This is a genomic window from Agromyces flavus (genome assembly GCF_900104685.1).
GTDB lineage: Bacteria > Actinomycetota > Actinomycetes > Actinomycetales > Microbacteriaceae > Agromyces > Agromyces flavus.
The window spans coordinates 2,098,199-2,120,761 of record NZ_LT629755.1 but is presented as its reverse complement, the minus strand read 5'-3'; the positions used below and the strand labels follow the sequence as shown (position 1 = coordinate 2,120,761).

The following is a 22,563-nucleotide window of genomic DNA, read 5'->3' as shown; positions in this document are numbered from 1 at the left end:
CTGGCTAGCATGCGCAGAGCCGCACGTGGCGCGCGGCGGAGTGGAGCTCGCGATGTGGAACCCCCCAGTCGTCCGAGCGGCCGTCCTGGCCGCGGTCTGCAGCGTGGTCCTCGGGGGGTGCGCCGCATCCGTCGACCCGGTCGCATCGAACGCCCGACCCGCGAGCTCGACGGAGCCGCTCGACCGAGGGAGCGCCCCGCTGACGGAGCCGAGCCCGGATCCGCGGAACGCGGCAGCTGCGGGCGGGGCCGGTAGCGCGCAGCAGGTCGACGCCGAGCCCGAGGTCGAATCGCCTGCGCCCGCGGGCGCCGCGGAGCCGCCCGCCGACCGCCCGCCGGCCGCGGGCGACCCGGCGCCCATTCCGCGATGCGCCGACGAACAACTCACACTCGCGTACCGCGCTCGACCGCAGGATTCCGGCGCCGGGAGCTTCTGGGCCGACCTCGTCTTCGCCAACGTCTCCGCGAGCGACTGCTCGTTCGCCGGCTGGCCGGGCCTCGTCGCCCTGGACGCGTCGGGCGGGCAGCTCGGCGGTCCCGCGCGCATCGAGGGCGACACCTGGCAGACAGTGGTGCTGCACGCTCACGGCGGCGTGGCGATCTCACGGTTGCACGGCACCAATCCCGGTGCCTGGGGCTGCCCGGAGGCGACGTCGACCACGCTGCGCGCGACCATCGGATCGGACGGGGCAGGCCCGGGGGTTTCGGTCGCGCAGGCGATCCCGGTGTGCGCCGACCGCACGTCGACGCTGGCCGTCGGCGCACTGGTCGCCCGATGACCGGGTTCGGGCCGCCTGCGACATCCGGCCGCAATTTTCGCCACTAGACTTCGAAACATGTCAACGGATGGCTCGACGGAGCGCGTGACGCTCGCCGAGATCGCCCACGAGGCGGGCGTGTCCCTGTCGACGATCTCGAAGGTGCTCAACGGCCGGGCGGATGTCGCGGCCGCGACGCGGGCGCGCGTGGAGCACGCGCTCGCCGAGCGGGGCTACCGGCGGCGCGGCAACGGACGCTCGGAGTCGCGCGCCGAGCTGATCGAACTCGTCTTCCACGAGCTCGACCCGATCTGGTCGATGGAGCTCATCGACGGCGTGGAGTCGGTCGCGAAGCAGCACGGGCTGTCCGTCGTCCTGACGGTGAGCGGCAGCCGGCACTCGCCCGACCCCGACTGGATCGAGGGCGTCATGCGCCGTCGGCCCGTCGGCGTCGTGCTCGTGTTCAGCGACCTGGTACCGGAGTACCGCGAGCAACTGCACGCGCGCGCCATCCCGTTCGTGATCGTGGATCCGGCCGGCGATCCGTCGGCGGACGCGCCATCCGTGGGCTCGGCGAACTGGTCGGGCGGGCTCGCCGCGACCCGGCACCTCATCGAGCTCGGCCATCAGCGCATCGCGGCGATCACGGGCCCGGCCGACATGATGTGCTCGCTCGCGCGCATCGACGGGTACCGCTCGGCGATGAACTCGGCCGGACTGCCGATCGAGGAGTCGTGGATCCGCTTCGGCGACTTCCACGTGTCGGGTGGCCGTGACCGCGCGCGCGAGTTGCTCGACGGTCCTGAGCGGCCGACGGCGATCTTCGCGGGCAGCGACATGCAGGCCCTCGGCGTGCTCGAGGCGGCGCGAGAGCGCGGCATCCGCGTGCCCGAGGAGCTCTCGGTCGTCGGCTACGACGACATCCCGCTCGCCGCGTGGCTGACGCCCAAGCTCACGACCGTGCACCAGCCGCTGCGCCGCATGGGCGAGGAGGCGACGCGCCTTGCGATCCGTCTGGCCGACGAGCCGCTCGGGCCGGGGGCCGCGACGCCGCGCATGGACCTCGCGACGAGCCTCGTCGTGCGCGAGAGCACGGCGCCGCCCGCGGCGGCCTGAGACGCGCTATCGAGGCGTCTCGGTCTGTCGCCGTTCGTTGATCCGCTCGACCTGCCACTCGTGCACGTCGGCCAGCCAGTACAGCGGGCCCGTCGGCGCGATCCGCGGGTCGTCGGGCTGCGCTCCGTCGCGCAGGGCTTCCACGTAGGCGCGATCGAGCTCGATGCGTGCGCGGAACTCCTCGGCGCCGCCGACCGAGCCATGACCCGGAACGACGGCGTCGACGTCGTCGGCCACGGTCTCGAACCGGCGCAGCGCGGCGAGGTAGTCACCGATGGGATCCGCAGCCTGCAGGTCGAGGAAGGGCATCAGGATGTCCGAGAGCATGTCGCCAGCCACGAGCACGCTTCGCTCCTCCACCAGCAGCGCGGCATGGCCGGGGGCGTGCGCCCGATGCTCGAGAATGCGGACCTCGGGTCCGCCCCAGGGGATCCGCGTGGCGCCGGCGGGAAGGCCGGTGACGAGGCCGAGCAGGTGCATCGGAATGTCCTCGGCGTACTCGGGTGGCAGCCCCTCGGCCACCTGCTCCTTCCAGTCGTCCTGCGCGAGCAGCTGCTCGAGCGCGGCGGCGCACCCGGCTGTGCCGTAGCGGGGCGCGCCGCCGAAGGCGTCGACCCAGAGCACGTGATCCCAGTCCGGATGCGTCGAGAAGCCTGCCGCGACGGGCGTGCCCAGGTCGCGAAGGTCGGCGGCGATGGTCGCCAGCTCCCCGCTCGTGATGCCGGGATCGACGACCAGCACGCCCTCTGCACCCTCGACGATCACGGAGTTGCTCTGGATGAACTCGCTCTCGTGCACGAGAACGCCCTCGGCGATCTGCTTCAGCATGGAATGCCTCCCGTCCGCGGTGCGCCACTGCTCGCGACGGTAGTACCAGCGACGACGGATCGCGAGCGATCCGGGCCGGATCGGACGTTCACGCGATTCCGGCCAGCTCGGCGAGCCGCGCGAGCCCCTGCGACCGGTGGGCCTGCAGGCGATCGAGCGCGTCGCCGAGCTCGGTGGTGCGCGGGGACTCGGGCGGGATCCGCGCTGGGTTGAGGGCGACGCCATCCGCCCAGGCCGAGATGTCGGGCTCGGAGGCGAATGAGGCGGCCGAGCGCGCGCCGATCACCGTCATCCGCGCCCACTCGGCGGTCGAGTCGGGATACGGAGACGGCGGGCACAGGCGGTTCTTCTCGGGATCGTCGTCGCGCGTCGCCTCGACGAAGCCCACGAGAGCCGCCCCGAAGCATGGGAAGCCCGAGCGGATCGGCTGGAGCGTGATCGCCTCCGGCGTCCAGACGGGGATGAGCGGCCGCATTCGCAACCCCTCGCCTGCGCAGTGCACCACCAGGGCGTCGGCGACGCGCACGACCGCGCCGTCTGCGAACTCGAGTCGACCGCGCGCGACCGCCGCGAGGTGATCGTGCCGCTGCACGTCCTCGATGGAACGCAGCAGGTCGAGCTCCCACGTCGCGAGCGTCGGCGTGCGCGCCATCGTCGGCTCGACGGTCCTGTCGATTCGCAGCATGACGCCCGCGTCCTCGAGCCTGAGGAAGAGGTCGGACAGGGAGGAAGCGGCCTCCGCCGCCTGCATCGTGTCGGCGACCATGCCGAGGAAGATCGCCGGGTCGGGCTGCACGACCGCGCGGTTCAGCATCCACGGGTCGCGTGGCCGCACCCAGCAGATCGCACCGGGATCGACCCCGCGTCCGAGCAGCCACACGCACGCGTCGGTCGCGGTCTTGCCCGAGCCGACGATGACGTACTGACTCGCCGGTTCGTCGAGGTGGGCCAGCTCGTTGACTGGCACGACCCGGGCGTCGTCGGCCACGACGAACGGCGGCGTCAGCTCGGCCGGGATGCCCGGGGCGAGGTAATGGGCGTCGACGACCCGGCATCGCTCAGACACGGTGAACCGCTCGCCCGACACCCGGGAGACGAACGTGCGGCCGTCGTCGAGCACGTCGCAACCCGGGAAGAACTCGACGCGGCCCGACTCGAGCAGGCGGTCGGCGAGGATGTCCTCGTAGTAGGCACAGATCTCGGCGCGTGTGGCGCGCTCCTGGAGACCCGCCTCGGGTCCGCGGTGTTGCAGGCGGCCACCGCCGAGGAGCGTCGATGCGACGCCGTAGAAGGCCGAGGCCTGATGCAGGCGCACGAACGGGTATGCCTCGAGCCAATGGCCGCCCACGCCCTGACGACGGTCCACGAGTGCCACGGTCGCACGGCCGGCGTGCTCGATCAGGGCGTCGGTGAACGCCATTCCGGTGGCGCCGGCGCCCACGACGAGATAGTCCGCCCGGACCACGTGGGCCACGGCACCACTGAACCACGCGCGGGGCGGGACGTCCACCGGCTCCGGCGTCAGATGGCGCCGGTGCCGGTGTTCCGCGCCGCACCGGCGCCGTACGCTCGGGCTTCCGCATCGGCCCGGGCGGCGTCCGCCGGGGTGTCCGAGGCTCCTGAACGGTTCGCACGGTCGCGTCGGAGCAGGACCACGGCGAGTGCCGCGATGAGGACGATGGCGATGACCGCTCCGACGATGAACTCCATGCCCCGCCTTCGCTTTTCGCTGAGGCTAGCAGCGCCTCACCCGACTGGGCGAGACCCGCTCCTCCTCAACGGCATCGTCGACGGGTCATGCGGCCGGACCCGCGACCGGGATCGGTCGCGTGAGTGGCGGCTCGGGCGCCGATCCCGCGCGTGCCGGCGCGAGCGCGCGGTGCACCCGCCAGGCCGCGAACACCGCGAGGGCGCTCACCCCGAGGTGCATGAGCAGGAAGCCGTCGGCGAGGTCCGCGCCGAGCAGCACGCCCGCCACCATCGGCCCGGCCGCGGTGAAGGCGGTCTGCAGCGCGGCCATCGCGCCGAGCGTCTGGCCGACCTTGCCCTTCGGCGCGAGCGAGGCGGTGAGCGGGTTCAGCACCGGGCTGTAGATCGTCTCGCCGACCGCGAAGACGCCGTAGGTCATCACGAAGATCGCCGACGCGACCCCGGGCGCGAACTGCGCCGCCGAGAGCCCCAGCCACGCGATCACCCAGATCGTGCCGACCGCCATGAGCAGCACGGGTGCGCTGCGCTTCGCGGTCACGCGCACGACGACCACTTGGATGGCGACGATCACGATGCAGTTCACGGCCGCGGCGGTCCCGATCGCGGTCGGGTCGACGCCGAGCACCGTGATGCCGTACGCCGGCAGGCCCGACTCGAACTGCGCGTAGAAGCCGAGCGCGAGCGTGATGGTGACGATCGCCGTCCAGCGCAGGGCCGGGTTCGCGAAGATGAGCCGCAGGATGCCGCGTGGGCGCCCCTCGATCGCCGCGATCGCGCCCGTCGGATCGGCCGTGAACTCGCTCGGCACGGCCGCGCCGCGCCCGGCGAGGGCGATGATCGCGGACGACACGACGAAGCCGGCCGCGGCCATGAGGAAGCCCACGTTCAATCCATCGGGGCGATCGAGGTCGACCAGTTGGCCGGCGATGAAGGCGCCCGCCGCCATGCCGAGCGCCTCGCCCGTGAACTTGTAGGCGAACACCTTGCGACGGTCGTCGCTCGACGACCACTGCAGCGCGAGCACCTGCTTGGCCGGCGCGGCGGCCGACAGGCCGAGCCCGAACACGAGCATGCCCGCGAGGAACGTCGCCGGGTCGCCGGCGAGGATCAGCGACGCCGCGCCGGCCGCGCCGATGAGCTGCGCGAGGACCGCGACGCGCACGGGCGGGAAGCGGTCGCTCAGCCGGCCTGCGAGCGGCGCCGCGACGAGCGCGCCGACGGAGAACAGCGACGCCGCCCCGGCGGCGACGAGTGCGCCCCAGTCCCTCGTGTCGGCGGCATAGGCGTACTGGTAGGGCAGCACGCCGCCCCAGCCCAGTGAACCGATGCTCGAGGCGAGGACGAGCAGCATCGCGCGCATGGGCGCACCCCTTTCCGGTGATCGACGGAGGTCGCGGCCGACCCGGCCGCGTGGAACTCGACGTCGGCGACGCGGATGTCGGCTTCGGCGTCGAAGAGTTCGATATCGAAATCTTAGCAACCGAAACGGGTGTGCGAGAATTCCCGCATGGCGAAGCGGAGGCCGACTGCGGCCGAGCAGCACCGGCGAGCGGTCGCGACGTACGTCGCGGCGGGCGGCGAGGAATCGGTGCAGCGCGTCATCACCGCGATCGGGAGCCTCTCGCGCAAGCTCGACCAGTGGTACGCGCGACAGCTCGCCGACCTCGGCATCACGGGCGGCGAGTGGGCGGTGGTCGCCACCCTCGCGAAGGCCGACGGCCCCCTCACGCCCAGCCAGCTCGCCGATCTCACGAACGTGGCGCCCTCGTCGATGACGCATCGGCTCGACAAGCTCGCCGAGCGCGGGCTCGTCGAGCGCACGCCCGACGCCGAGAACCGCACGCGGATCCTCGTCGGGCTCACGAGTGCGGGATGGGAGTTCTTCAGCCTCGCGATCCGCGGGTCCGACGTGGTGGAGTCGGACGTGCTCCAGGACCTTTCGGACGCCGAGCGCGGCGAACTCGCCCGCCTGCTCGAGGTCGTGATCGCGCGGCTCGACGACGTCGAGGCGTGACGCCCGACCGCAGGGGTCAGACGGGGTCGGGCATCGCTCCGCCGGCGTCGAGGTGGTCGACGATCAGGGACTGCCACGAGGCGAGAGAGGTCGAGTACTCGTCGGCGAAGCGATCGAGGTCGGCCGCGGCATCCGGATGGATCGCCGTGAGGTCGTACTCGACCGTGACGCGGCATCCGCTCGGTGTCTCGGTCAGTGCGACGGCCGCGGTACCCGCGGTCCACCCCTCGGCCACGCGGGCGTAGCGTACGCGCGACGGCGGGTCGGCGTCGAGCACGATCCACGTGGTCGCCCGGCCCTCGTCGTCGTCGGTGCGCCACACGGTGCCGAGATCGAGTCGTCGTCGACGTCGGCGAAGAACCGCGGGGACCAGCCGGGCACCCACAGCTGCTCGCCGCGAGCCGTGAACAGCCGGAATGCGGCACTGCGCGACAGCGGGAGGTCGAAGCTGTCGCGGAGCGTGGTGCGGGACGGCATCACTCGGCCGAGGCGTCGGACGGGATCGCGGCGATCGCGTCGATCTCGACGAGCGCGCCGGGGCGCGCGGGCGCCACGGTGAGCACCGTGACCGCAGTGCGATGCGCGCCCCACACGGAACCCGTGGCCGCGTAGCCGTCGGAGGGGTCGATGCCCGGCGCGAGGTGGATGTTCAGCTTCACGACGTGCTCGGGCCCGGAGCCCGCCTCGGCGAGCACCGCGAGGACGTTGCGCAGCGCCTGCTCGGTCTGCGGGCCCAGGCCCTCGAGCAGCTCGCCGGAGGCATCGGTGCCGTTCTGACCGCCGACGAAGAGCAGTGGCCCCGCCGGCGCGATCATGCCCTGCGCGAAGGCCGGACTGCGGTGCAGCTGCTCGGGGTCGACCGGGGTCACGTGCGTCGTCATGTTCGTTCCCTTCATCCACGGTGAGTCTTCCGCAGACGCCCGACATGCCGCCAGACGGCAGGGCGGCCGATCGCTCCACATGATCACGACGCTCCGCTTCCGCCGTCGAGCCCGCTCTCGAAATCGGAGTCGATGACGACCGCGCCGCCCGCGCGCGGCGTGCCCTCGGGGAACGTGAAGGTCCAGCCGTCCGCGAGCCGTTCGGTGACGACGATCTCGACCGCCGCGAGCGTGCCGGACCGGTCACCGCCGCCGTCGTGTGCGAGCACGACCTCACCGGGCTTCATCGCTGCGCGGAGGTTCTCCGTCAGCGTCGCGACATCCTGCGTCGCCCAGTCGTCGATCGTGTTCACGACCGCGAGGGGCTGCATGCCGAGCGAGACCGCGACGGCGGGGGTGACGCCCCAGCTGCCATCGGGTGCGCGCCAGAACGGCACGGCTTGGTCGGGGTTGCCGAGCGCCGTGCGGATGATCTGGAGGTCGGCCTTCAGGACGGACTCGACCTGCTCCGCCGACCACGAGCCCATATCGGCGTAGCACGTCGAGTGGTTGCAGAGCACGTGGCCGTCGGCGACGATCCGCTTCAGGATGTCGGCACCGCCGGGCGCCGTGATGTTCTGCCCGATGACGCAGAACACCGCCTTCAGGTCGTGCTCCGCCAGGAAGTCCAGCAGGGCCGGCGTGGTCCCCGGGTTCGGCCCGTCGTCGAACGTGAGGGCCGCCACGTCGCCGCTGCCCTCGGCGAGGCCGACGGGCGTGGCGACCGGGTCGATCGCGCCGCCCGGCACGAAGTCGGGATCCGGCACGCTGCCTCCGTCCTCGGTCGTGATGAGCAGGTCGTTCTGCGGGCGCGACGGCCCGGCGGATGGCGCGCACGAGCGCCATCCGCCGGAGCCTCGCTGTGGTCAGCCCGTCGTGGGCGTCTCCATCGGTGCGCGCTCGACGTCGACGATGGGATGCAGGCGTCGAGTGTGGTCGACCACCCGGACCGGCCCGTCGAGCCGCACGGTGCACGCGTGTACCAGGTCGGAGCTCGACCGGCCGACGCTCAGCACCAGTTCGCCGGGCTCGACGACGCGCTCGCCCGACCGGGACGTGAACGAGGCGAGGTCGGCCGCAACCGTGAACCACACGTCGGCGGCCTCGCCCGCATCCAGCTCGACGCGGGCGAACCCGATGAGCCGCTGCACGGGCCGGACCACGGACGCCACGGGATCGTGCAGGTAGAGCTGCACGATCTCGCTGCCGGGACGGTCGCCCGAGTTGCGCACGCGCACCCGGACACTCGTCGCCCCGTCCGTCGTGATGGCGTCGTCGTCGCACTCGAACGACTCCCAGTCGAACGACGTGTAGCCCAAGCCGTGCCCGAACGCGTACGCCGCCGTCGGATCGACGTTCGACACGTCGTTGGCGCGGGCCAGCGGGGCGGCCAGGTACGTCGTCGGCTGCGATCCGGGCGTCGACGGGATGGAGACGGGCAGGCGCCCGCTCGGGTTCACGCGTCCGCTCAGCACGCCGGCGATCGCGGGCGCACCCTCCTCGCCGGCGAAGAACGCCTGCAGGATGCCGGCCGCCTCCGTCGTCGCGCGGCCGAGTGCGTAGGGGCGTCCGGCGAGCAGCGCGAGCACGGTGGGCGTGCCCGTGTCGAGCACCGCGTCCACGAGCTGCTGCTGCGCGCCAGGGAGGTCGAGCGACTCGGCGTCGCAGCCCTCGCCACTCGTGCCGCGCCCGAACAGCCCGGCGCGGTCGCCGAGCGCGAGCACGACGACGTCGGCCGATGCCGCGAGCGCCGCGGCATCGGCGATGCCGTCGGTCTCCCCGCCGTCGACGGTCGTGCCGAGCGCGTGGCGGATGTCGCTTCCGGGGAACTCGGCCCGGATCGCCTCGAGCAGCGTCGGGATGCGGATGCCCATCTCGACGCCCGGGTGCTGCGTCACGACGTGCGTCGGGAAGGAGTAGCAGCCGAGCATGGCGTACGGGTCGTCGGCGTTCGGGCCGATGACCGCGACGACGGATGGCGCAGCGTCGCCGCTCGCGAGCGGCAGCGTGCCGTCGTTGCGGACGAGCACGACGGCGCGCTCGGCGAGCTGTCGCGCCACGTCGCGGTTGGCGGGCGAGTCGAGGTCGATCGTGCCCCGCACCGCCGCGGCATCCGCGAGGTCGACGCCCTCGAGGGCCGGCGGGATCGGCGACCAGTCGGCGTCGAGCAGGCCGAGCTCGCCCTTCTGCCGCAGCACGCGCCGGAGCGCCGTATCGACGAGCGCGACATCGATCGCACCCGACGCCACCGCAGCGCGCAGCGGCTCGCCGAACGCCTTGACGGTGGGCAGCTCGACATCGATGCCGGCCTCGAGCGCCGCGCCCGCGGCATCCGCCCAGGTGTCGGCCACGCCGTGCAGCAGCTTCAGGAACGCGACCGCGAAGTAGTCGGCGACGACGGTGCCGTCGAAGCCCCACGTCTCGCGGAGCAGCTCGGTGAGCAGCCACCGGTCGGCCGCCGACGGCACGCCGTCGAGGTCGGAGTACGAGTTCATGACGCTGCGCGCGCCGCCCTCGCGGACGGCCATCTCGAACGGGGGGAGCAGCACGTCGGCGAGCTCGCGCTCGCCGACGGACACGGGCGCGAGGTTGCGTCCCGCCTTCGACGCCGAGTAGCCGACGAAGTGCTTCAGGGTCGAGACGATGCCGGATGACTCGAGCCCGCGCACGTACGCGGTGCCGACGCTCGCCACGAGGTACGGGTCCTCGCCGATGGTCTCCTCGACGCGGCCCCAGCGGGCGTCGCGCACGACGTCGAGCACCGGCGCGAGGCCCTGGTGGACGCCGACGGAGCGCATGTCCTCGCCGATGCGGCGCGCCATCCGCTCGACCAGCGGGGGGTCGAACGTCGCGCCCCACGACAGGGGCACCGGGTAGGCCGTCGCCCCCCACGCCGCGAAGCCCGCGAGGCACTCGTCGTGCGCGACGGCGGGGATGCCGAATCGGTTGGCCTCCACGATGCGCTCCTGCATGCGCACGAGCGAGAGCGCTCCGACCGCGGGGTCGACCGGGGCCGTGCCGAACGGGCGCGTGACCTGTCCGAGGCCGGCGGGCAGGATGTCGTCGAGGTCGACGTCGTCGTTCAGGTCGTGCTGATGCGGGGCGACGTCGGCGTGGCCGTCGTCGGAGGCGCCGACCCACACGCCGTAGAGCTGCGCGAGCTTCTCGTCGAGCGTCATCGCGGCGACGAGGGCCTCGACGCGCTCGTCGAGCGGGCGGGCGGAGTCGCGCCACGCGGCATCCGTCATCGGTGCGGCCGGCGTCGCGGTCGCGTCGTCGAGCTGCGTCATCCCTTCACCGCCCCCTGCAGGCCGCCGACGATGCGTCGCTCGGCGGCGAGGAAGAACACGAGCGCCGGGATCATCGCGAGGGACGTGTAGGCGAGCACCGCCGCGGTGTCCTGCGAGTACTGCGTCGAGAACTGGGTGACGCCGAGCGGCAGCGGCCACAGGTCCTGCGGCAGGGTGCCCGTGCTGATCACGAGCAATGGCAGCAGGTAGCCGTTCCAGCTGCCGACGAACGCGAGCACGCCGACGGTCACGAGGCCCGGCATCGAAAGCGGCAGCAGGATGCGCCAGAAGAACCCGATGCGCGAGGCGCCGTCGATCTGCGCGGCCTCTTCCAGTTCGTCGGGGATGGCGCGCAGGAACGGCACCAGGATGATGATCGTCGTCGGCAGCGCGAACGCGATCGACGGGATGATCACGCCCAGGTAGGTGCCGTGCAGCCCGAGGGTGCGGAGCATCAGCGTGAGCGGAAGGGCGGCGACCGTGAGGGGGAACATGAGACCGGCGGTGAACAGGGTGTAGAGGCCCTGACGGCCGCGGAACTCGTACCGGGCGATCACGAACGCGGCCATGATGCCCACGATGACGACACCGAGCGTGGTGCCGGCCGCGAGCACGACGCTTGCGAACACGTTGCCCCAGAAGCGAGGCGCACCCAGCACCCGTACCCAGTTCTCCAGCGTCCACGGGTCGGGCAGCCCGGCAGGGTCGGCGTTGAGGTCGGCGGTCGTGCGGAAGCCGCCGAGGAACACGTAGACGACCGGGCCGATCGCGAGTGCGGCCACGACGAGCGCGATGAGGTAGACGAACGGCTGGCCCCAGTCGAACCGGCGCCCGGCGGCGCGCCGCTCCGGCAGGTCCTCGGGCGGACGGCCCGTGGTGATGGCGGTGGTGGCGGTCATGTCAGCGCACTCCTCGGGTGATGGCGCCCGCGAGGTCGCGGCGGAGGGCGAAGCGCTGGTAGACGAGCGCCACGATCAGGGAGATGAAGAAGAGGATGACGGCGATCGCGCTGCCGTAGCCGGGCTGGCCGGCGAACTGGCCCTGCTGCACCATGTACGTCGCCATGGTCTCCGTCGCCATCGCGCGAACCGTCGGGGCGACAGTAACCCAGACCATGTCGAACAGCTGCAACGCGCCGATCATGGAGAGGAACGCCCAGATGCGGATGGTCGGGCCGAGCAGCGGGATCGTGATGTGGCGCTGGATCTGCCACCAGTTCGCGCCGTCGATGGCTGCCGCCTCGGCGAGTTCCTCGGGCACGCCCTGTAGTCCGGCGAGCATGAGGATGATCGCGAAGCCGAGGTACTTCCACGTCAGGATGACGAAGAGCGTCCACAACGCGATCTCGGGGTCGGCGAGCCAGTTCTGCTGCCAGGCGCCGAGCCCGACGGCCTCGAGCATGGCGTTGACGGCGCCCTGCGGCTGCAGGAGGAGCTTCCACGAGAGGCCCGCGATGACCTCGGCGAGCACGTACGGCACGAAGATGAGCAGCCGCAGCACGCCGCGCCCGCGCATCGGACGGTTCAGCAGCAGCGCGATGCCGATCGCGAGCGGCCCCTGGATGAGCAGCGAGAGGAACAGGATGATGAAGTTGTTGCCGATCGCGCGGATGAACTCGGGGCTGTTGAACGCGCGCTCGTAATTGGCGAGGCCGACGAACCGCTCGGGGTCGGCCAGGTGCTCCCAGCGGAACGCGGGGGGCAGGTTGTAGAGGCTGTAGACCGCGGCGAGCAGCACCGGCAGGATCACGAAGCCGAGGAACAGGAGCAGGGCGGGGCCCACCAGGATCGTGATCTCGATCCGCTGGCGGGTCGAGCCGGAACGGCGGCGCCGCACCGGGGCGGTGGGGGCCGGGCCCGCGGTGGTCGCGGGCCCGGCCGGGTTGAGGACTGCGGTCATGGTGCTTACTGCGTCGCCGCGGCGTCCTGCATCCTGGTGACGACGTCCTCGGGCGTACCGGCGCCGCCGAAGAGGTTGGTGATGCCCTCGTTCATGGCGTTGCCGACGGTGGTGCCATAGGCGGTGTCGAGCCAGAGCTGCACGAACGAGGCGTTCGCGAGCCCTTCGGCCACGGCCTTGAGGTTCTCGTCGTCGAGGGACTCCGTCGCTGCGGGGACGGTCGGGATGCCCGAGCCGCTGGCGGCGAACTTCGCCTGCACGTCCTCGCTCATGATGTACTCCAGCAGTTCGGCGCACTCCGGCGGGGCCTCGGCCGAGCAGCCGAATCCGTCACCGCCGCCGAGCGCCGCGGTCGGGTCGCCGTCGGCGCCCTCGATGCCGGGGAACGGGAACCAGCCGAGGAACGGCGGCACCTGCTGGTCGGCCGTGAGACCGCCGATCACGCCGGCGTTCCAGTGGCCCATGAGCTCCATCGCGGCCTGGCCGTTCGCGACGAGACCGGCGGAGCTTCCCGCGCCCTGCTGGGCGGGGGTGCCGAGGAAGCCCTCCTGGAAGGGCTCGAGCGCGAGGAACTCCTCGAGCTGCTCGCCCGCCTCGACGAAGCACTCGTCCTCGAAGTCGTACTCGGTCTCCGCCGCCTGAAGCGCCTCCGGCGAGCAGGAGTGGAGCGCGAACTGGTACCACCAGTGCGCGGCCGGCCACTTGTCGCCCGCACCCACGGCGATCGGGGTGATGCCGGCGTCCTTGAGCTTGCCGACGGCGTCGGTGAGCTCGTCGAAAGTGGCGGGCGGCGCGTCGATGCCGGCCTGCTCGAAGAGGTCGGTGTTGTACCAGAAGCCCTCGATGCCGAAGGTGAACGGGACGCCGTAGGTCTTCCCGTCGACCTGCCACGGGTTGACGGTCGCGCCGACGCTCTCGATGGTGTCGGCGATCTCGTCGTCGAGCGGCATGAGGTAGCCGTTCTCGACCTGGTCGCGCAGCTCACCGCCCGGCCAGACCTGGAACAGGTCCGGCGGGTCGCCCGCCGCGAGGGCGTTCGGGATGAGCGTGCGCTGCAGCTCCTCGTTCTGGTAGCCGGTCTGCTCGACGGTGACGCCGGGGTGCGCCTCCTCGAACTCCGTCGCCACCTCCTCCCAGACATCGGGCAGCGGGCCGGTCGTGCCGTTGTGCCACCAGGTGATGGTGACGTCGCCGTCGCCGCCGTCGTCAGCCCCGCCGCCGGCGCTGCACGCCGTGAGCGACGCGAGCGCGAGGCCGGTGGCCGCGGTGAGCGTGACGAACCGCATGGTGCTGCGTCTGTTCATCATTGAACCCTTCGAAATTTTCGACATCTACGCCGAAAGTGATACGGACGACTTGAATATACGACGCCACCGATTTGCGGTCAAGCGCAACATATTCGGCGCGCCGACCCGCCCGGATGGCGGGGCGTCCCTAGAGTGGACGCGTGACAGACCGGTCCGGCAGTTTCGACGGCGTCCATCGCCGGAACCTCGCACGTGTGCTGAGCCTCGTGCATCTCGAGGGGCCGCTCTCGCGCGCGCGCCTGACGGCGCTGACCGGCCTCAACCGGTCGACGATCGCCGCGCTCTCCGCCGAGCTCGTCGAGCTCGGCCTGGCCGAGGAACGCGCGCCCGACCCCACCAATCGGGTCGGTCGGCCGTCCCCCGTGATCGCACCCCATCCCGGGCTCGTCGCGGTCGCCGTGAATCCCGAGGTCGACGCCGTCACCGTGGCCGCCGTCGGGCTGGGCGGACGGATCGAGGCGCGCGAGCGCATCGAGGTCGACCACCTCGTCACGCCCGAGGAGACCGCCCGGCTCATCGCCGATGCCATCGCGCGGTGGCGGACGGGCGACCTGCAGCACGGCCGGTTCGCGGGCGTGGGCCTCGCCGTGCCGGGCCTGGTGCGCGCCTCCGACGGCCTCGTGCGCTTCGCCCCGCACCTCGAGTGGCGGGAGGTGCCGATCCGCGCGTTCGTCGAGGAGGCGACCGGGCTGCCGACCGCGGTCGGCAACGACGCGAGCCTCGGCGCGATCGCCGAGCACCTCTTCGGGGCCGGTCGCGGCGTCGACGACCTGCTGTACCTCAACGGCGGCGCGAGCGGCATCGGCGGCGGGCTCATCGTGCACGGCCGGCCCGTCGGCGGCAAGAGCGGATACGCGGGGGAGTTCGGCCAGAACCGTCCGGGCATCGCATCGGTCGAGGACCGCCGTGCGAACGGCGGCGTCCTCGAGGACGAGGTGAGCCGCTCGCGGCTGCTCGACGCGGTCGGGCTGCGCGGCGCCGACGAGCCGACACTGGCGGCCGCCATCCGCTCGGCCCTCGATGCGTCGGACGGCGCCCCGATCGCCGACGAGCTCGCGCGGCAGCGCCGAATCCTCGCGACCGCGCTTGCGAACGCCGTGAACGTGCTCAACCCGTCGCTCGTGATCCTCGGCGGGTTCCTCGCGACCCTCGCCGACCTCGACCCGGCCGCGCTGCGCGACGCGATGGCCGCGCAGGCGATGCCGGCCGCAGCGGAGGACGTCGACGTCCGCGTCGCCGCGCTCGGCGAGGACCGGCTCATGATCGGGGCGGCCGAAGCGGCGTTCACGGAACTGCTGGCCGATCCGCTCGGCGCAGCGGGCTGAGGTGGCAGCCGGTCGGACGGCTCCGGGCCGCGCCGCTGGCCGCGCGCGGACCCGTTCGCGGGTACGACCGGGGCCCGCCGACGGCCGGCACTTGCATGCCCCGGGGGGTGAAACGCTACAATCGAAACTCAGTCGAATCGATTCGAGGCCCTCGCGGCCGAGATCACCCAGCGGCGGCGCCCAGCATGACGGGCGCCGCTTCGTCCTCCCGGCGCCCGACGGCGTGCGCCTGCACCGACCTTCGCACGTCCGCACTCCAGCACGCCTCGGGAACTCCATGTCCACTGCCTCCATCCCCATCGTCCGGCCCGACGACTACACCGCGCCGCGGCATCCGGGCGACCTGCTCAGCCGTCGTCAGCGCCTCGTCTACGTGCTCGTCCTCGGCGCGCTCACCGCGCTCGGGCCGTTCACGATCGACCTCTACCTGCCCGCGTTCCCCGCACTCGAGGCCGAGCTCGGCGTCAACGCCGCCGCCATCCAGATCACGCTGACCGGCACGATGATCGGCTTCGGCCTCGGCCAGCTCATCGTCGGCCCCTGGAGCGACAAGGTCGGCCGTCGCCTGCCGTTGATGCTCTCGACCGCCCTGCACATCGCGGCGTCGGTCGCCGCGGCGCTCGCACCCGACATCGCGTGGCTCGTCGTGTTCCGCCTGCTGCAGGGCTTCGGTGCGGCGGCCGGCGGCGTCGTGGCGATGGCCATGGTTCGCGACCTCTTCGGCGGCAAGCCGCTCGTGCGCATGCTCTCGCGCCTCGCGCTCGTCAACGGACTCGCGCCCGTGCTGGCGCCGGTGATCGGCTCGCAGCTGCTGCAGGTCATGGACTGGCGCGGCGTCTTCTGGGTGCTCGCCGGCTACGGGCTGGTCGTGGTCGCCGCCGTCGGCTTCTTCATCGTCGAGACGCTGCCCGAGTCGCGCCGCCACATCGCCGGCCACTCGTCGGTCGGACAGCGGTACCGGGCACTGTTCCGCGACCGCGTCTACCTCGGTGCGGCCCTCGTAGGCGGCATGACCTTCACCGGGCTGTTCGCGTACCTGTCGACGTCCTCGTTCCTGTTCCAGCAGGTCTACGAATTCACGCCGCAGCAGTACGGCATCCTCTTCGCCGTCAACTCGATCGGCGTCGTCGCGGGCGTGCAGATCTCGTCGCGGCTCATCCGCGGCCCGATCCCGCCCCAGTACGTCATCGCCGGCACCACGGTCGTGCACCTCGCGATGGCGATCGCGATCGTCGTGCTCGACGGCGCCGGTGCCGGCTTCTGGGGCACCGCGATCCCGCTCTGGATCTACATCGCCGCATGCGGGTTCACCTTCCCGGCCGTGCAGGTGCTCGCGCTCGCGAACCACGGTGCCGAGGCCGGCACTGCGGCGTCGCTGCTCGGCGCGCTGAACTTCGGCCTGGCCGGTGCGATCTCGCCGCTCGCCGGACTGTTCGGCGTGGGCAGCGCGGTCCCCATGGCGGTCGTGATGCTCGGCGCCGCCGTGATCGCGATCGCCGGGGTCTGGGCGCTCGTGCGCCCGGCGACGGTTCCCGCCCTCTCCGACTGACCCCCGCCGAGCGGATATCGCGTGCCGCGCGATGCGCCGGCGCGCAGGCCGAAGGATAGCGGATCGCGCGATGCTCGGCCACGCGGCATCCGATCTCATGGGGTTCGCTGCGCGCGGACTACCGTGAGGGAATGAGCGCACCCGGCACCGACCAGGGCCCCGAGGGCACGACGACGAGCGAAGCCGGCCGCACCGCGGCGAAGAGCGACGACCTCAGGCCCGCCGCGCGGGTGGCGCGCACCGAGTACGTCGCACGGTTCGTGCCACTCGCCGCCGGCATCGCCGCGGTCGTGATCGCGGCCGTGCTCGGCGTGCTCATCGCACTGCGGTCGGGCGGGATGCCGTTCGGGATCGACGAGGAGTGGGCCGAGGAGGTCTTCGAGTTCCGCGGCGGGATCTGGGACGTCTTCGCCTTCGGCATGGACGAGCTCGGCGGGGGCATCATGGGCGTGGTCATCGTGCCGATCGCGACGGCCGTGACCCTTCTCGTCATCCGCCGGCCGTGGGCGGCGCTCTACTTCATCGTCGCGTCGGCGGCGAGTGCGCTCATGGTGCAGCTGCTCAAGAACCTGTTCGGCCGCGCGCGACCGGAGGACATCCTCGTCGTGGCGGACTTCGGCTCGTTCCCCTCGGGCCATGTGGCGAACGCGGCCACGATCGCGGTCGCGATCGGCATCATCGCGCCCAAGCGCTGGGTGTGGATCGCCGGCGCGATCTACACGTTCCTCATGGCGGTGAGCCGCACCTACGTCGGCGCGCACTGGCTCACCGACACGATCGGCGGCGCGCTCGTCGGGGCCGGGATGGCGCTGCTCACGTGGACGCTCTTCGCGCGCAAGCTCGAGGCCGAGCGGCTGCGCCGCGCGGCGATCATCGCCGAGCGCAACGCGGCCCGAGCGCAGTCGCACATCACGCCGCCGGCCCGGGTGCGGGAGCGCGCGTAGCGCCCGTGCCGGGCGGCGCTACTCGACGACCGACGTGCCGACCGGGGCCGTCTCCTCGACGAGCTGCAGGATCCGTGCGGCGACGCTCACCGCGATCGCCGCGGGCTCCTTCGAGCGGATGGCGTCGATGCCGATCGGCGTCGTGATGCGCTCGAGCGCGCGATCGTCGTGTCCGGCGGCGGCCAGTCGCGTGCGGAACCTCGCCCACTTCGAGCGCGAGCCGATCAGCCCGATCGACGCGATGCCGGGGGATCGCAGCGCGAGGTCGCAGATCGCGAGGTCCTCGGCGTGGTCGTGAGTCATCACGAGCACGTGCGCACCGGCCGGCAGGTCGCGCAGCGCCGCCTCGGGCACCGGCCGGTGCTCGACCTGCACGGTCGCCACGGGGTCGGCCAGCGGCCCGCGCTCGCCGGGCACGCCGAGGCGATCGACGGCCAGCATCGCCTCGCGCGAGTCGACGAGGTGCAGCTCGATCGGTTGTCGCGCCAGGATGCGCGCGAGCTCGAGGCCCACATGCCCCATCCCGAAGATCGCGACGACCGGCACGACGGGCACGGGTTCCAGCAGCATCGTGACCTCTCCTCCGCAGCACTGCACGCCGTAGTCGGTGACGGCCTTGTCGCTCAGCGTCAACGTGAGCAGTTCCGGTTCGACGGATGCCTCGGCCAGCATCGCTCGCGCCCGTTCGAGCGCGGTGCGCTCGAGGTTGCCGCCGCCCACGGTTCCGACCGCGCCGTCGGCGGAGACGACCATCTTCGCGCCGCCGTTGCGGGGAGCATGACCGCGCACCATCGCGAGCGTCACGATGACGCCCGGGCGGCGCTCGGCGCGGAGCCGCTGCACGGCCTCGATCCAGTCCACGCGCGCCTCGCTCAGTGCTCCGCGCGCGGGGAACGCCGTGCGGCGGCGAGTCCCGCGTCGGCGAGCCGGTCCGGCGCGCCCGCCGCGGTCTCAGCCCGCCGATCCGACCGTTCGGCCGACGCGTCACGGTCGGCGTCGCCGGCCCCGCGCGCCGCCTCGACCGCCCAGAAGACGGCCTCGGGCGTCGCGGGCGACCCGAGCTCGACGCTGTGCCCGCGCGGCCCGAAGGCGCCGACCGCCTCGCGGATCGCCTCCCGCACGCTGAAGGCGAGCATGAGCGGCGGCTCGCCGACCGCCTTCGAACCGTAGACCGCGCCATCCTCGGTCGCGCGCTCGAGGAAGTGCACGTTGAGCTCGTCGGGCAGTTCGCCGAGACTCGGCAGCTTGTAGGTGCTCGCCGACTGCGTGAGCAGGCGTCCGCGCCCCGGCCCATCGGTCTCGTCCCAGCGCAGCTCCTCGAGCACGAGCCATCCGACGCCCTGCAGGAAGCCGCCCTCGACCTGGCCGAGGTCGATGATCGGCGAGAGCGAGTCGCCGACGTCGTGCACGATGTCGACGCGCCGCAGCCGGGTCGCGCCGGTGAAGCCGTCGACCTCCACCTCGCTGGCGGCGACCCCGTAGGCGAAGTACTTGAACGGCGTGCCCTGCATCGTGCCGGGCTCCCAGCCGAGGCCCTCGGTGCGGTAGAACCCGGCGGCGAACAACTGCACGCGGCGTGCGTACGCCGCCTCGACCAATTCGTCGAAGCCGAGCGACGTGCCATCCGGATCAGGACCCGAGACCTTTCCGCCCTCGAACCGCACGTCTTCTGCGGCGACGCCGAGCAGATCGGCCGCGACGGGCACCAGGCGCTCGCGGATCTGGTCGCACGCGTGCTTGACCGCCGCCCCGTTGAGGTCGGCGCCGCTCGACGCGGCCGTGGCCGACGTGTTCGGGACCTTGTCGGTGCGGGTCGGCGCGAGCCGCACCGCCGACATCCGCACGCCGAGCGCGGTCGCGGCGACCTGCAGCATCTTGGTGTGCAGGCCCTGCCCGAGCTCGGTCCCGCCGTGATTCACGAGTACGGAGCCGTCGCGGTAGACGTGCACGAGTGCGCCGGCCTGGTTGTACGCGGTGAACGTGAACGAGATGCCGAACTTCACGGGCGTGATGGCGAGCCCGCGCTTGACGTCGGGGTGGGCGGAGTTGAACGCCTCGACCTCGGTGCGGCGCTCATCGAGCCGGCCCTCGGTGCGCACGCGCGCCCAGGCGTCGTGCAGGCGCTCGGCGTGCCGCACCTCCTGTCCGTACGGCGTCGTCTGGCCGGGCCGGTAGAGGTTGCGCTCGCGCAGCACCGCCGGATCGATCCCGAGGAGCGGAGCGACGCGGCCGAGGATGTCCTCGATCACGAACATGCCCTGCGGGCCGCCGAACCCGCGGAACGCGGTCTGCGAGGTCTTGTGCGTCTTCGCGATGCGACCGTGCACGACGATGTCGGGGATCCAGTACGCGTTGTCGACGTGGCACAGCGCTCGCCCGAGCACGGGCTCGGACAGGTCGAGGCACCAGCCGCCGTCGGAGGTGAGTGTCGCCTCGAGCGCGAGGATGCGCCCGTCCGCGTCGAAGCCGGCCCGCCAGGCGGCGTGGAACGGGTGACGCTTGCCCGTCATCGTGAGGTCCTGCGTACGGGTGAGCCGCAGGCGCACCGCCCGCCCCGTGAGCGTGGCGCCGAGCGCAGCGATCGCGGCGAACCCGTGCGGCTGCATCTCCTTGCCGCCGAACCCGCCCCCGAGCCGCAGCGACTGCACGGTCACGCGGTGGTTCGGCACGCCGAGCACGTGCGCCACGATCTCCTGCGTCTCCGACGGGTGCTGCGTGCTCGACTCGACGAACACCTGCCCCTCGGGATCGACGTGCGCGAGCGAGGCGTGCGTCTCGAGGTAGAAGTGCTCCTGGCCGTTGATCTCGCACACGCCCTCGAACACGTGGGGCGCCGACCCCAGGGCGGATGCCGCGTCGCCGCGCTGCACGGTCGGCGCGATGCCCTGGAACGAGCCGGCCTCGATGGCCTCGCCGATCGTGACGATCGACGGCAGCGGCTCGTACGCGACGTTGACCGCGGCGGCGCCGAGCCGAGCCGCCTCGGCGGTCTCGCCGAGCACCCACGCGAGCGCGTGGCCGTGGAACATCGCCTCGGACGGGAAGAGCGGCTCGTCGTGCTTCGCGCCCGCGTCGTTCTCGCCCGGCACGTCGGATGCGGTGAGCACGCGGACGACGCCGGGCACGTCGAGCGCCGGCGCGACGTCGAGGGTCACGAGCGCGTGCGCGTGCTCGGACTGCACCGGCCAGGCGGTGAGCACGTCGGCGCGACCGGCGGCGAGGTCGTCGGTGTAGATCGCGGTGCCCGTGGCGTGGCGCGCCGCGCTCTCGTGCGGCAGGGCGACGCCGACGAGGGCGCCGTCGGGGCGATCGGCGAGTCCGCTCATGCGGGCACCACCTCCTCGTGGGCCGCGGCCCGGAACAGCCGCAGCAACGACTGCTGGAGCATGATCGCGCGGTACTCGGCGCTCGCGCGGTGGTCGCTCATCGGCGTCCCCTCCGAGCCCAGCACGGATGCCGCGTCCCGCACGGCCTCGCCGTCCCACCGTCGTCCGACCAGCGCGGCCTCGGTCGCGCGAGCTCGGATCGGCGTCGCCGCGACGCCGCCCAGCCCGATGCGCGCCGCGGCCACGACGCCGTCGGCGCCGACGTCGAGCGCGAATGCCGCGGCCATGCTCGAGATGTCGTCGAAGCGGCGCTTCGCGACCTTGTGGAAGCCTGAGAGTGCGGCGAGGGGCAGGGGGATCCGCACCGAACGGATCAGCTCGCCCGGCCCGCGCACGGTCGTGCGATAGCCCGTGAAGTACTCGGCGAGGTCGACCTCGCGCTCGCCGTCGATCGAGCCGAGCACGAGCCGTGCCTCGAGCGCGAGCAGTGCCGGTGCGGCGTCGCCGATGGGGGAGGCGGTGCCGAGGTTGCCGCCGAGGGTCGCGCGGTTGCGGATCAGCGGCGACGCGAACTGCGGGAACAGCTCGGCGAGGAGCGGCACGCGGCCCTCGAGGAGCCGTTCGGCCTCGGCGAGGGTCAGCCCCGCGCCGAGCTCGATGCCGGCGTCGCCGAACGCGAATCCCCGCAGTTCGGGCAGGCGGTCGATGGCGACCGTGAGCGGCGCACGGCGTCCGCGCAGGTTCACCTCGACGCCCCAGTCGGTGCAGCCGGCCACGACCGCGGCGTCGGGCTCGTCGGCGATCAGGGCGAAGGCCTCGTCGAGCGAGCGAGGGCGGACGAAGCGAGCGCCGTCGGCCTCGATCCGGGTCGCGACCGTCTCGGGTGCGGGCCGGCTCCGGCGCGCGGCCAGCGGGTCGTCGGCGTCGGGGGTGCCGAGCCCGACCGCGGCGTCGCGGATCGGCCGGTAGCCGGTGCACCGGCAGAGGTTGCCGGCCAGCGCGTGCACGTCGAACGCGCCCGCGCCATCCGCCTCGCTCGCGCCATCCGCCTCGCTCGCGCCATCCGCTTCGCCCCGCCGGGCTCGGTAGAACTCGGCGGCCATGCTGCAGGCGAACCCGGGCGTGCAGTACCCGCACTGCGAGCCGCCCGCGGCGGCGAGCGCGGCCTGCACCGGATGCATGGACTGGGGCGCGCCCAGACCCTCGGCGGTCACGACCTCCTGGCCGTCGAGCGCGGCGGCCGGGACGAGGCACGAGTTCACGGCCGTCCACGCGGTGCCGTCGGCGCCGTCGGGCATGGCGACGAGCACCGAGCACGCGCCGCACTCGCCCTCGGCGCAGCCCTCCTTGGCGCCCGTGAGCCCCTGCGCCCGCAACCAGTCGAGCGCCGTCGTGTGCGGCGCGACTCCGCGCAACGTGCATGACCGTCCGTTGACGGTCACCATCGAGTCGTCCATCCTCGCACCCCTCGTTCCGGCGAGTCTACGCTCGCGCGGAAGGGCGGAGACCTCGTGACGGCGCGCCCGTCGTGCGCCAAGATGAGGGCAGCGTGGTGGCATCGACCCGGAGGGGAGCGGA

Annotated in this window: 20 protein-coding genes; 6 read left to right on the top strand and 14 right to left on the bottom strand. The window is 72.6% G+C overall.

Annotated elements, in window-relative coordinates:
- Nucleotides 1–52: 52 nt before the first annotated feature.
- Entirely contained in the window at nt 53–778 is a 726-nt protein-coding gene (locus tag BLT99_RS09945) for a DUF4232 domain-containing protein (RefSeq protein WP_133988476.1), read from the top strand.
- A gap of 57 nt (nt 779–835) precedes the next feature.
- The gene (locus BLT99_RS09940) at nt 836–1,873 is read left to right on the top strand and encodes a LacI family DNA-binding transcriptional regulator (RefSeq protein WP_092671703.1); all 1,038 of its coding nucleotides are present in this window, start codon (nt 836–838) and stop codon (nt 1,871–1,873) included.
- 6 nt (nt 1,874–1,879) lie between these two features.
- Here the strand turns inward: BLT99_RS09940 and BLT99_RS09935 are convergent, their stop codons facing one another.
- The 4 genes from BLT99_RS09935 to BLT99_RS09920 form a co-directional block, all read right to left on the bottom strand.
- Entirely contained in the window at nt 1,880–2,701 is an 822-nt protein-coding gene (locus BLT99_RS09935; protein ID WP_092671699.1) for an MBL fold metallo-hydrolase, read from the bottom strand.
- An 88-nt stretch (nt 2,702–2,789) separates the two neighbouring features.
- Nucleotides 2,790–4,175, bottom strand: coding sequence for an NAD(P)-binding protein (locus BLT99_RS09930; protein WP_166670884.1), 1,386 nt, complete (start codon nt 4,173–4,175; stop codon nt 2,790–2,792).
- Between the two features lie 47 nt (nt 4,176–4,222).
- The gene (locus BLT99_RS09925) at nt 4,223–4,411 is read right to left on the bottom strand and encodes a hypothetical protein (RefSeq protein WP_092671696.1); all 189 of its coding nucleotides are present in this window, start codon (nt 4,409–4,411) and stop codon (nt 4,223–4,225) included.
- An 85-nt stretch (nt 4,412–4,496) separates the two neighbouring features.
- Nucleotides 4,497–5,771 (bottom strand): MFS transporter, encoded by a 1,275-nt coding sequence (locus BLT99_RS09920; protein ID WP_092671693.1) that lies wholly within the window; start codon nt 5,769–5,771, stop codon nt 4,497–4,499.
- Between the two features lie 147 nt (nt 5,772–5,918).
- On the opposite strand from BLT99_RS09920, the gene BLT99_RS09915 reads away from it, so the two are divergent.
- Nucleotides 5,919–6,425: a MarR family winged helix-turn-helix transcriptional regulator gene (locus BLT99_RS09915; RefSeq protein ID WP_092671689.1), complete on the top strand. Its 507-nt coding sequence runs from the start codon at nt 5,919–5,921 to the stop codon at nt 6,423–6,425.
- A 16-nt stretch (nt 6,426–6,441) separates the two neighbouring features.
- Here the strand turns inward: BLT99_RS09915 and BLT99_RS09910 are convergent, their stop codons facing one another.
- The 7 genes from BLT99_RS09910 to BLT99_RS09880 form a co-directional block, all read right to left on the bottom strand.
- Entirely contained in the window at nt 6,442–6,747 is a 306-nt protein-coding gene (locus BLT99_RS09910) for an SRPBCC family protein (RefSeq protein ID WP_092671686.1), read from the bottom strand.
- A 154-nt stretch (nt 6,748–6,901) separates the two neighbouring features.
- On the bottom strand, nt 6,902–7,306 hold the full coding sequence (locus BLT99_RS09905; RefSeq protein ID WP_092676033.1) for a RidA family protein: 405 nt from the start codon (nt 7,304–7,306) through the stop codon (nt 6,902–6,904).
- Nucleotides 7,307–7,389: 83 nt separating this feature from the next.
- Nucleotides 7,390–8,112 carry a polysaccharide deacetylase family protein gene (locus BLT99_RS09900; protein ID WP_229724318.1) on the bottom strand — a complete coding sequence of 241 codons (723 nt, stop codon included), beginning with the start codon at nt 8,110–8,112 and terminating at the stop codon, nt 7,390–7,392.
- Between the two features lie 99 nt (nt 8,113–8,211).
- Nucleotides 8,212–10,635 carry a beta-xylosidase/alpha-l-arabinosidase gene (locus tag BLT99_RS09895; RefSeq protein ID WP_229724317.1) on the bottom strand — a complete coding sequence of 808 codons (2,424 nt, stop codon included), beginning with the start codon at nt 10,633–10,635 and terminating at the stop codon, nt 8,212–8,214.
- Nucleotides 10,632–11,534 carry a carbohydrate ABC transporter permease gene (locus tag BLT99_RS09890; RefSeq protein WP_092671680.1) on the bottom strand — a complete coding sequence of 301 codons (903 nt, stop codon included), beginning with the start codon at nt 11,532–11,534 and terminating at the stop codon, nt 10,632–10,634. Before BLT99_RS09890 ends, BLT99_RS09895 begins: the two co-directional genes overlap by 4 nt.
- A 1-nt stretch (nt 11,535) precedes the next feature.
- Entirely contained in the window at nt 11,536–12,534 is a 999-nt protein-coding gene (locus BLT99_RS09885) for a carbohydrate ABC transporter permease (RefSeq protein WP_092671677.1), read from the bottom strand.
- A gap of 5 nt (nt 12,535–12,539) precedes the next feature.
- Nucleotides 12,540–13,838, bottom strand: coding sequence for an ABC transporter substrate-binding protein (locus BLT99_RS09880; RefSeq protein WP_229724316.1), 1,299 nt, complete (start codon nt 13,836–13,838; stop codon nt 12,540–12,542).
- A gap of 143 nt (nt 13,839–13,981) precedes the next feature.
- Here BLT99_RS09880 and BLT99_RS09875 point away from each other — a divergent pair, with 143 nt between their 5' ends.
- The 3 genes from BLT99_RS09875 to BLT99_RS09865 all read left to right on the top strand — a co-directional run bounded on the left by BLT99_RS09875 (nt 13,982) and on the right by BLT99_RS09865 (nt 17,659).
- Nucleotides 13,982–15,166, top strand: coding sequence for an ROK family protein (locus BLT99_RS09875; protein WP_092671674.1), 1,185 nt, complete (start codon nt 13,982–13,984; stop codon nt 15,164–15,166).
- Between the two features lie 277 nt (nt 15,167–15,443).
- Nucleotides 15,444–16,715, top strand: a complete 1,272-nt coding sequence (locus tag BLT99_RS09870) for a multidrug effflux MFS transporter (protein ID WP_092671671.1) — start codon at nt 15,444–15,446, stop codon at nt 16,713–16,715.
- 131 nt (nt 16,716–16,846) lie between these two features.
- A complete protein-coding gene (locus BLT99_RS09865; protein ID WP_229724315.1) occupies nt 16,847–17,659 on the top strand; it encodes a phosphatase PAP2 family protein in 813 nt (270 codons plus the stop codon).
- Between the two features lie 18 nt (nt 17,660–17,677).
- On the opposite strand, the gene xdhC is transcribed toward BLT99_RS09865, so the two are convergent.
- From xdhC to BLT99_RS09850, 3 genes are read right to left on the bottom strand one after another with little or no spacing between them, the layout of a single operon-like run.
- A complete protein-coding gene (gene xdhC, locus BLT99_RS09860) occupies nt 17,678–18,520 on the bottom strand; it encodes a xanthine dehydrogenase accessory protein XdhC (protein ID WP_092671668.1) in 843 nt (280 codons plus the stop codon).
- Between the two features lie 11 nt (nt 18,521–18,531).
- Nucleotides 18,532–20,985, bottom strand: a complete 2,454-nt coding sequence (xdhB, locus tag BLT99_RS09855) for a xanthine dehydrogenase molybdopterin binding subunit (protein WP_092671665.1) — start codon at nt 20,983–20,985, stop codon at nt 18,532–18,534.
- Nucleotides 20,982–22,442, bottom strand: coding sequence for a xanthine dehydrogenase small subunit (locus tag BLT99_RS09850; RefSeq protein ID WP_092671663.1), 1,461 nt, complete (start codon nt 22,440–22,442; stop codon nt 20,982–20,984). Before BLT99_RS09850 ends, xdhB begins: the two co-directional genes overlap by 4 nt.
- Nucleotides 22,443–22,563 lie beyond the last annotated feature (121 nt).

Coding starts and splice junctions, on each gene's coding strand:
- BLT99_RS09945 (WP_133988476.1), top strand. CDS start 53: ATGTGGAACCCCCCAGTCGTCCGAGCGGCCGTCCTGGCCGCGGTCTGC.
- BLT99_RS09940 (WP_092671703.1), top strand. CDS start 836: ATGTCAACGGATGGCTCGACGGAGCGCGTGACGCTCGCCGAGATCGCC.
- BLT99_RS09935 (WP_092671699.1), bottom strand. CDS start 2,701: ATGCTGAAGCAGATCGCCGAGGGCGTTCTCGTGCACGAGAGCGAGTTC.
- BLT99_RS09925 (WP_092671696.1), bottom strand. CDS start 4,411: ATGGAGTTCATCGTCGGAGCGGTCATCGCCATCGTCCTCATCGCGGCA.
- BLT99_RS09920 (WP_092671693.1), bottom strand. CDS start 5,771: ATGCGCGCGATGCTGCTCGTCCTCGCCTCGAGCATCGGTTCACTGGGC.
- BLT99_RS09915 (WP_092671689.1), top strand. CDS start 5,919: ATGGCGAAGCGGAGGCCGACTGCGGCCGAGCAGCACCGGCGAGCGGTC.
- BLT99_RS09905 (WP_092676033.1), bottom strand. CDS start 7,306: ATGACGACGCACGTGACCCCGGTCGACCCCGAGCAGCTGCACCGCAGT.
- BLT99_RS09895 (WP_229724317.1), bottom strand. CDS start 10,635: ATGACGCAGCTCGACGACGCGACCGCGACGCCGGCCGCACCGATGACG.
- BLT99_RS09890 (WP_092671680.1), bottom strand. CDS start 11,534: ATGACCGCCACCACCGCCATCACCACGGGCCGTCCGCCCGAGGACCTG.
- BLT99_RS09885 (WP_092671677.1), bottom strand. CDS start 12,534: ATGACCGCAGTCCTCAACCCGGCCGGGCCCGCGACCACCGCGGGCCCG.
- BLT99_RS09880 (WP_229724316.1), bottom strand. CDS start 13,838: ATGAACAGACGCAGCACCATGCGGTTCGTCACGCTCACCGCGGCCACC.
- BLT99_RS09870 (WP_092671671.1), top strand. CDS start 15,444: ATGTCCACTGCCTCCATCCCCATCGTCCGGCCCGACGACTACACCGCG.
- BLT99_RS09865 (WP_229724315.1), top strand. CDS start 16,847: ATGAGCGCACCCGGCACCGACCAGGGCCCCGAGGGCACGACGACGAGC.
- xdhB (WP_092671665.1), bottom strand. CDS start 20,985: ATGAGCGGACTCGCCGATCGCCCCGACGGCGCCCTCGTCGGCGTCGCC.
- BLT99_RS09850 (WP_092671663.1), bottom strand. CDS start 22,442: ATGGACGACTCGATGGTGACCGTCAACGGACGGTCATGCACGTTGCGC.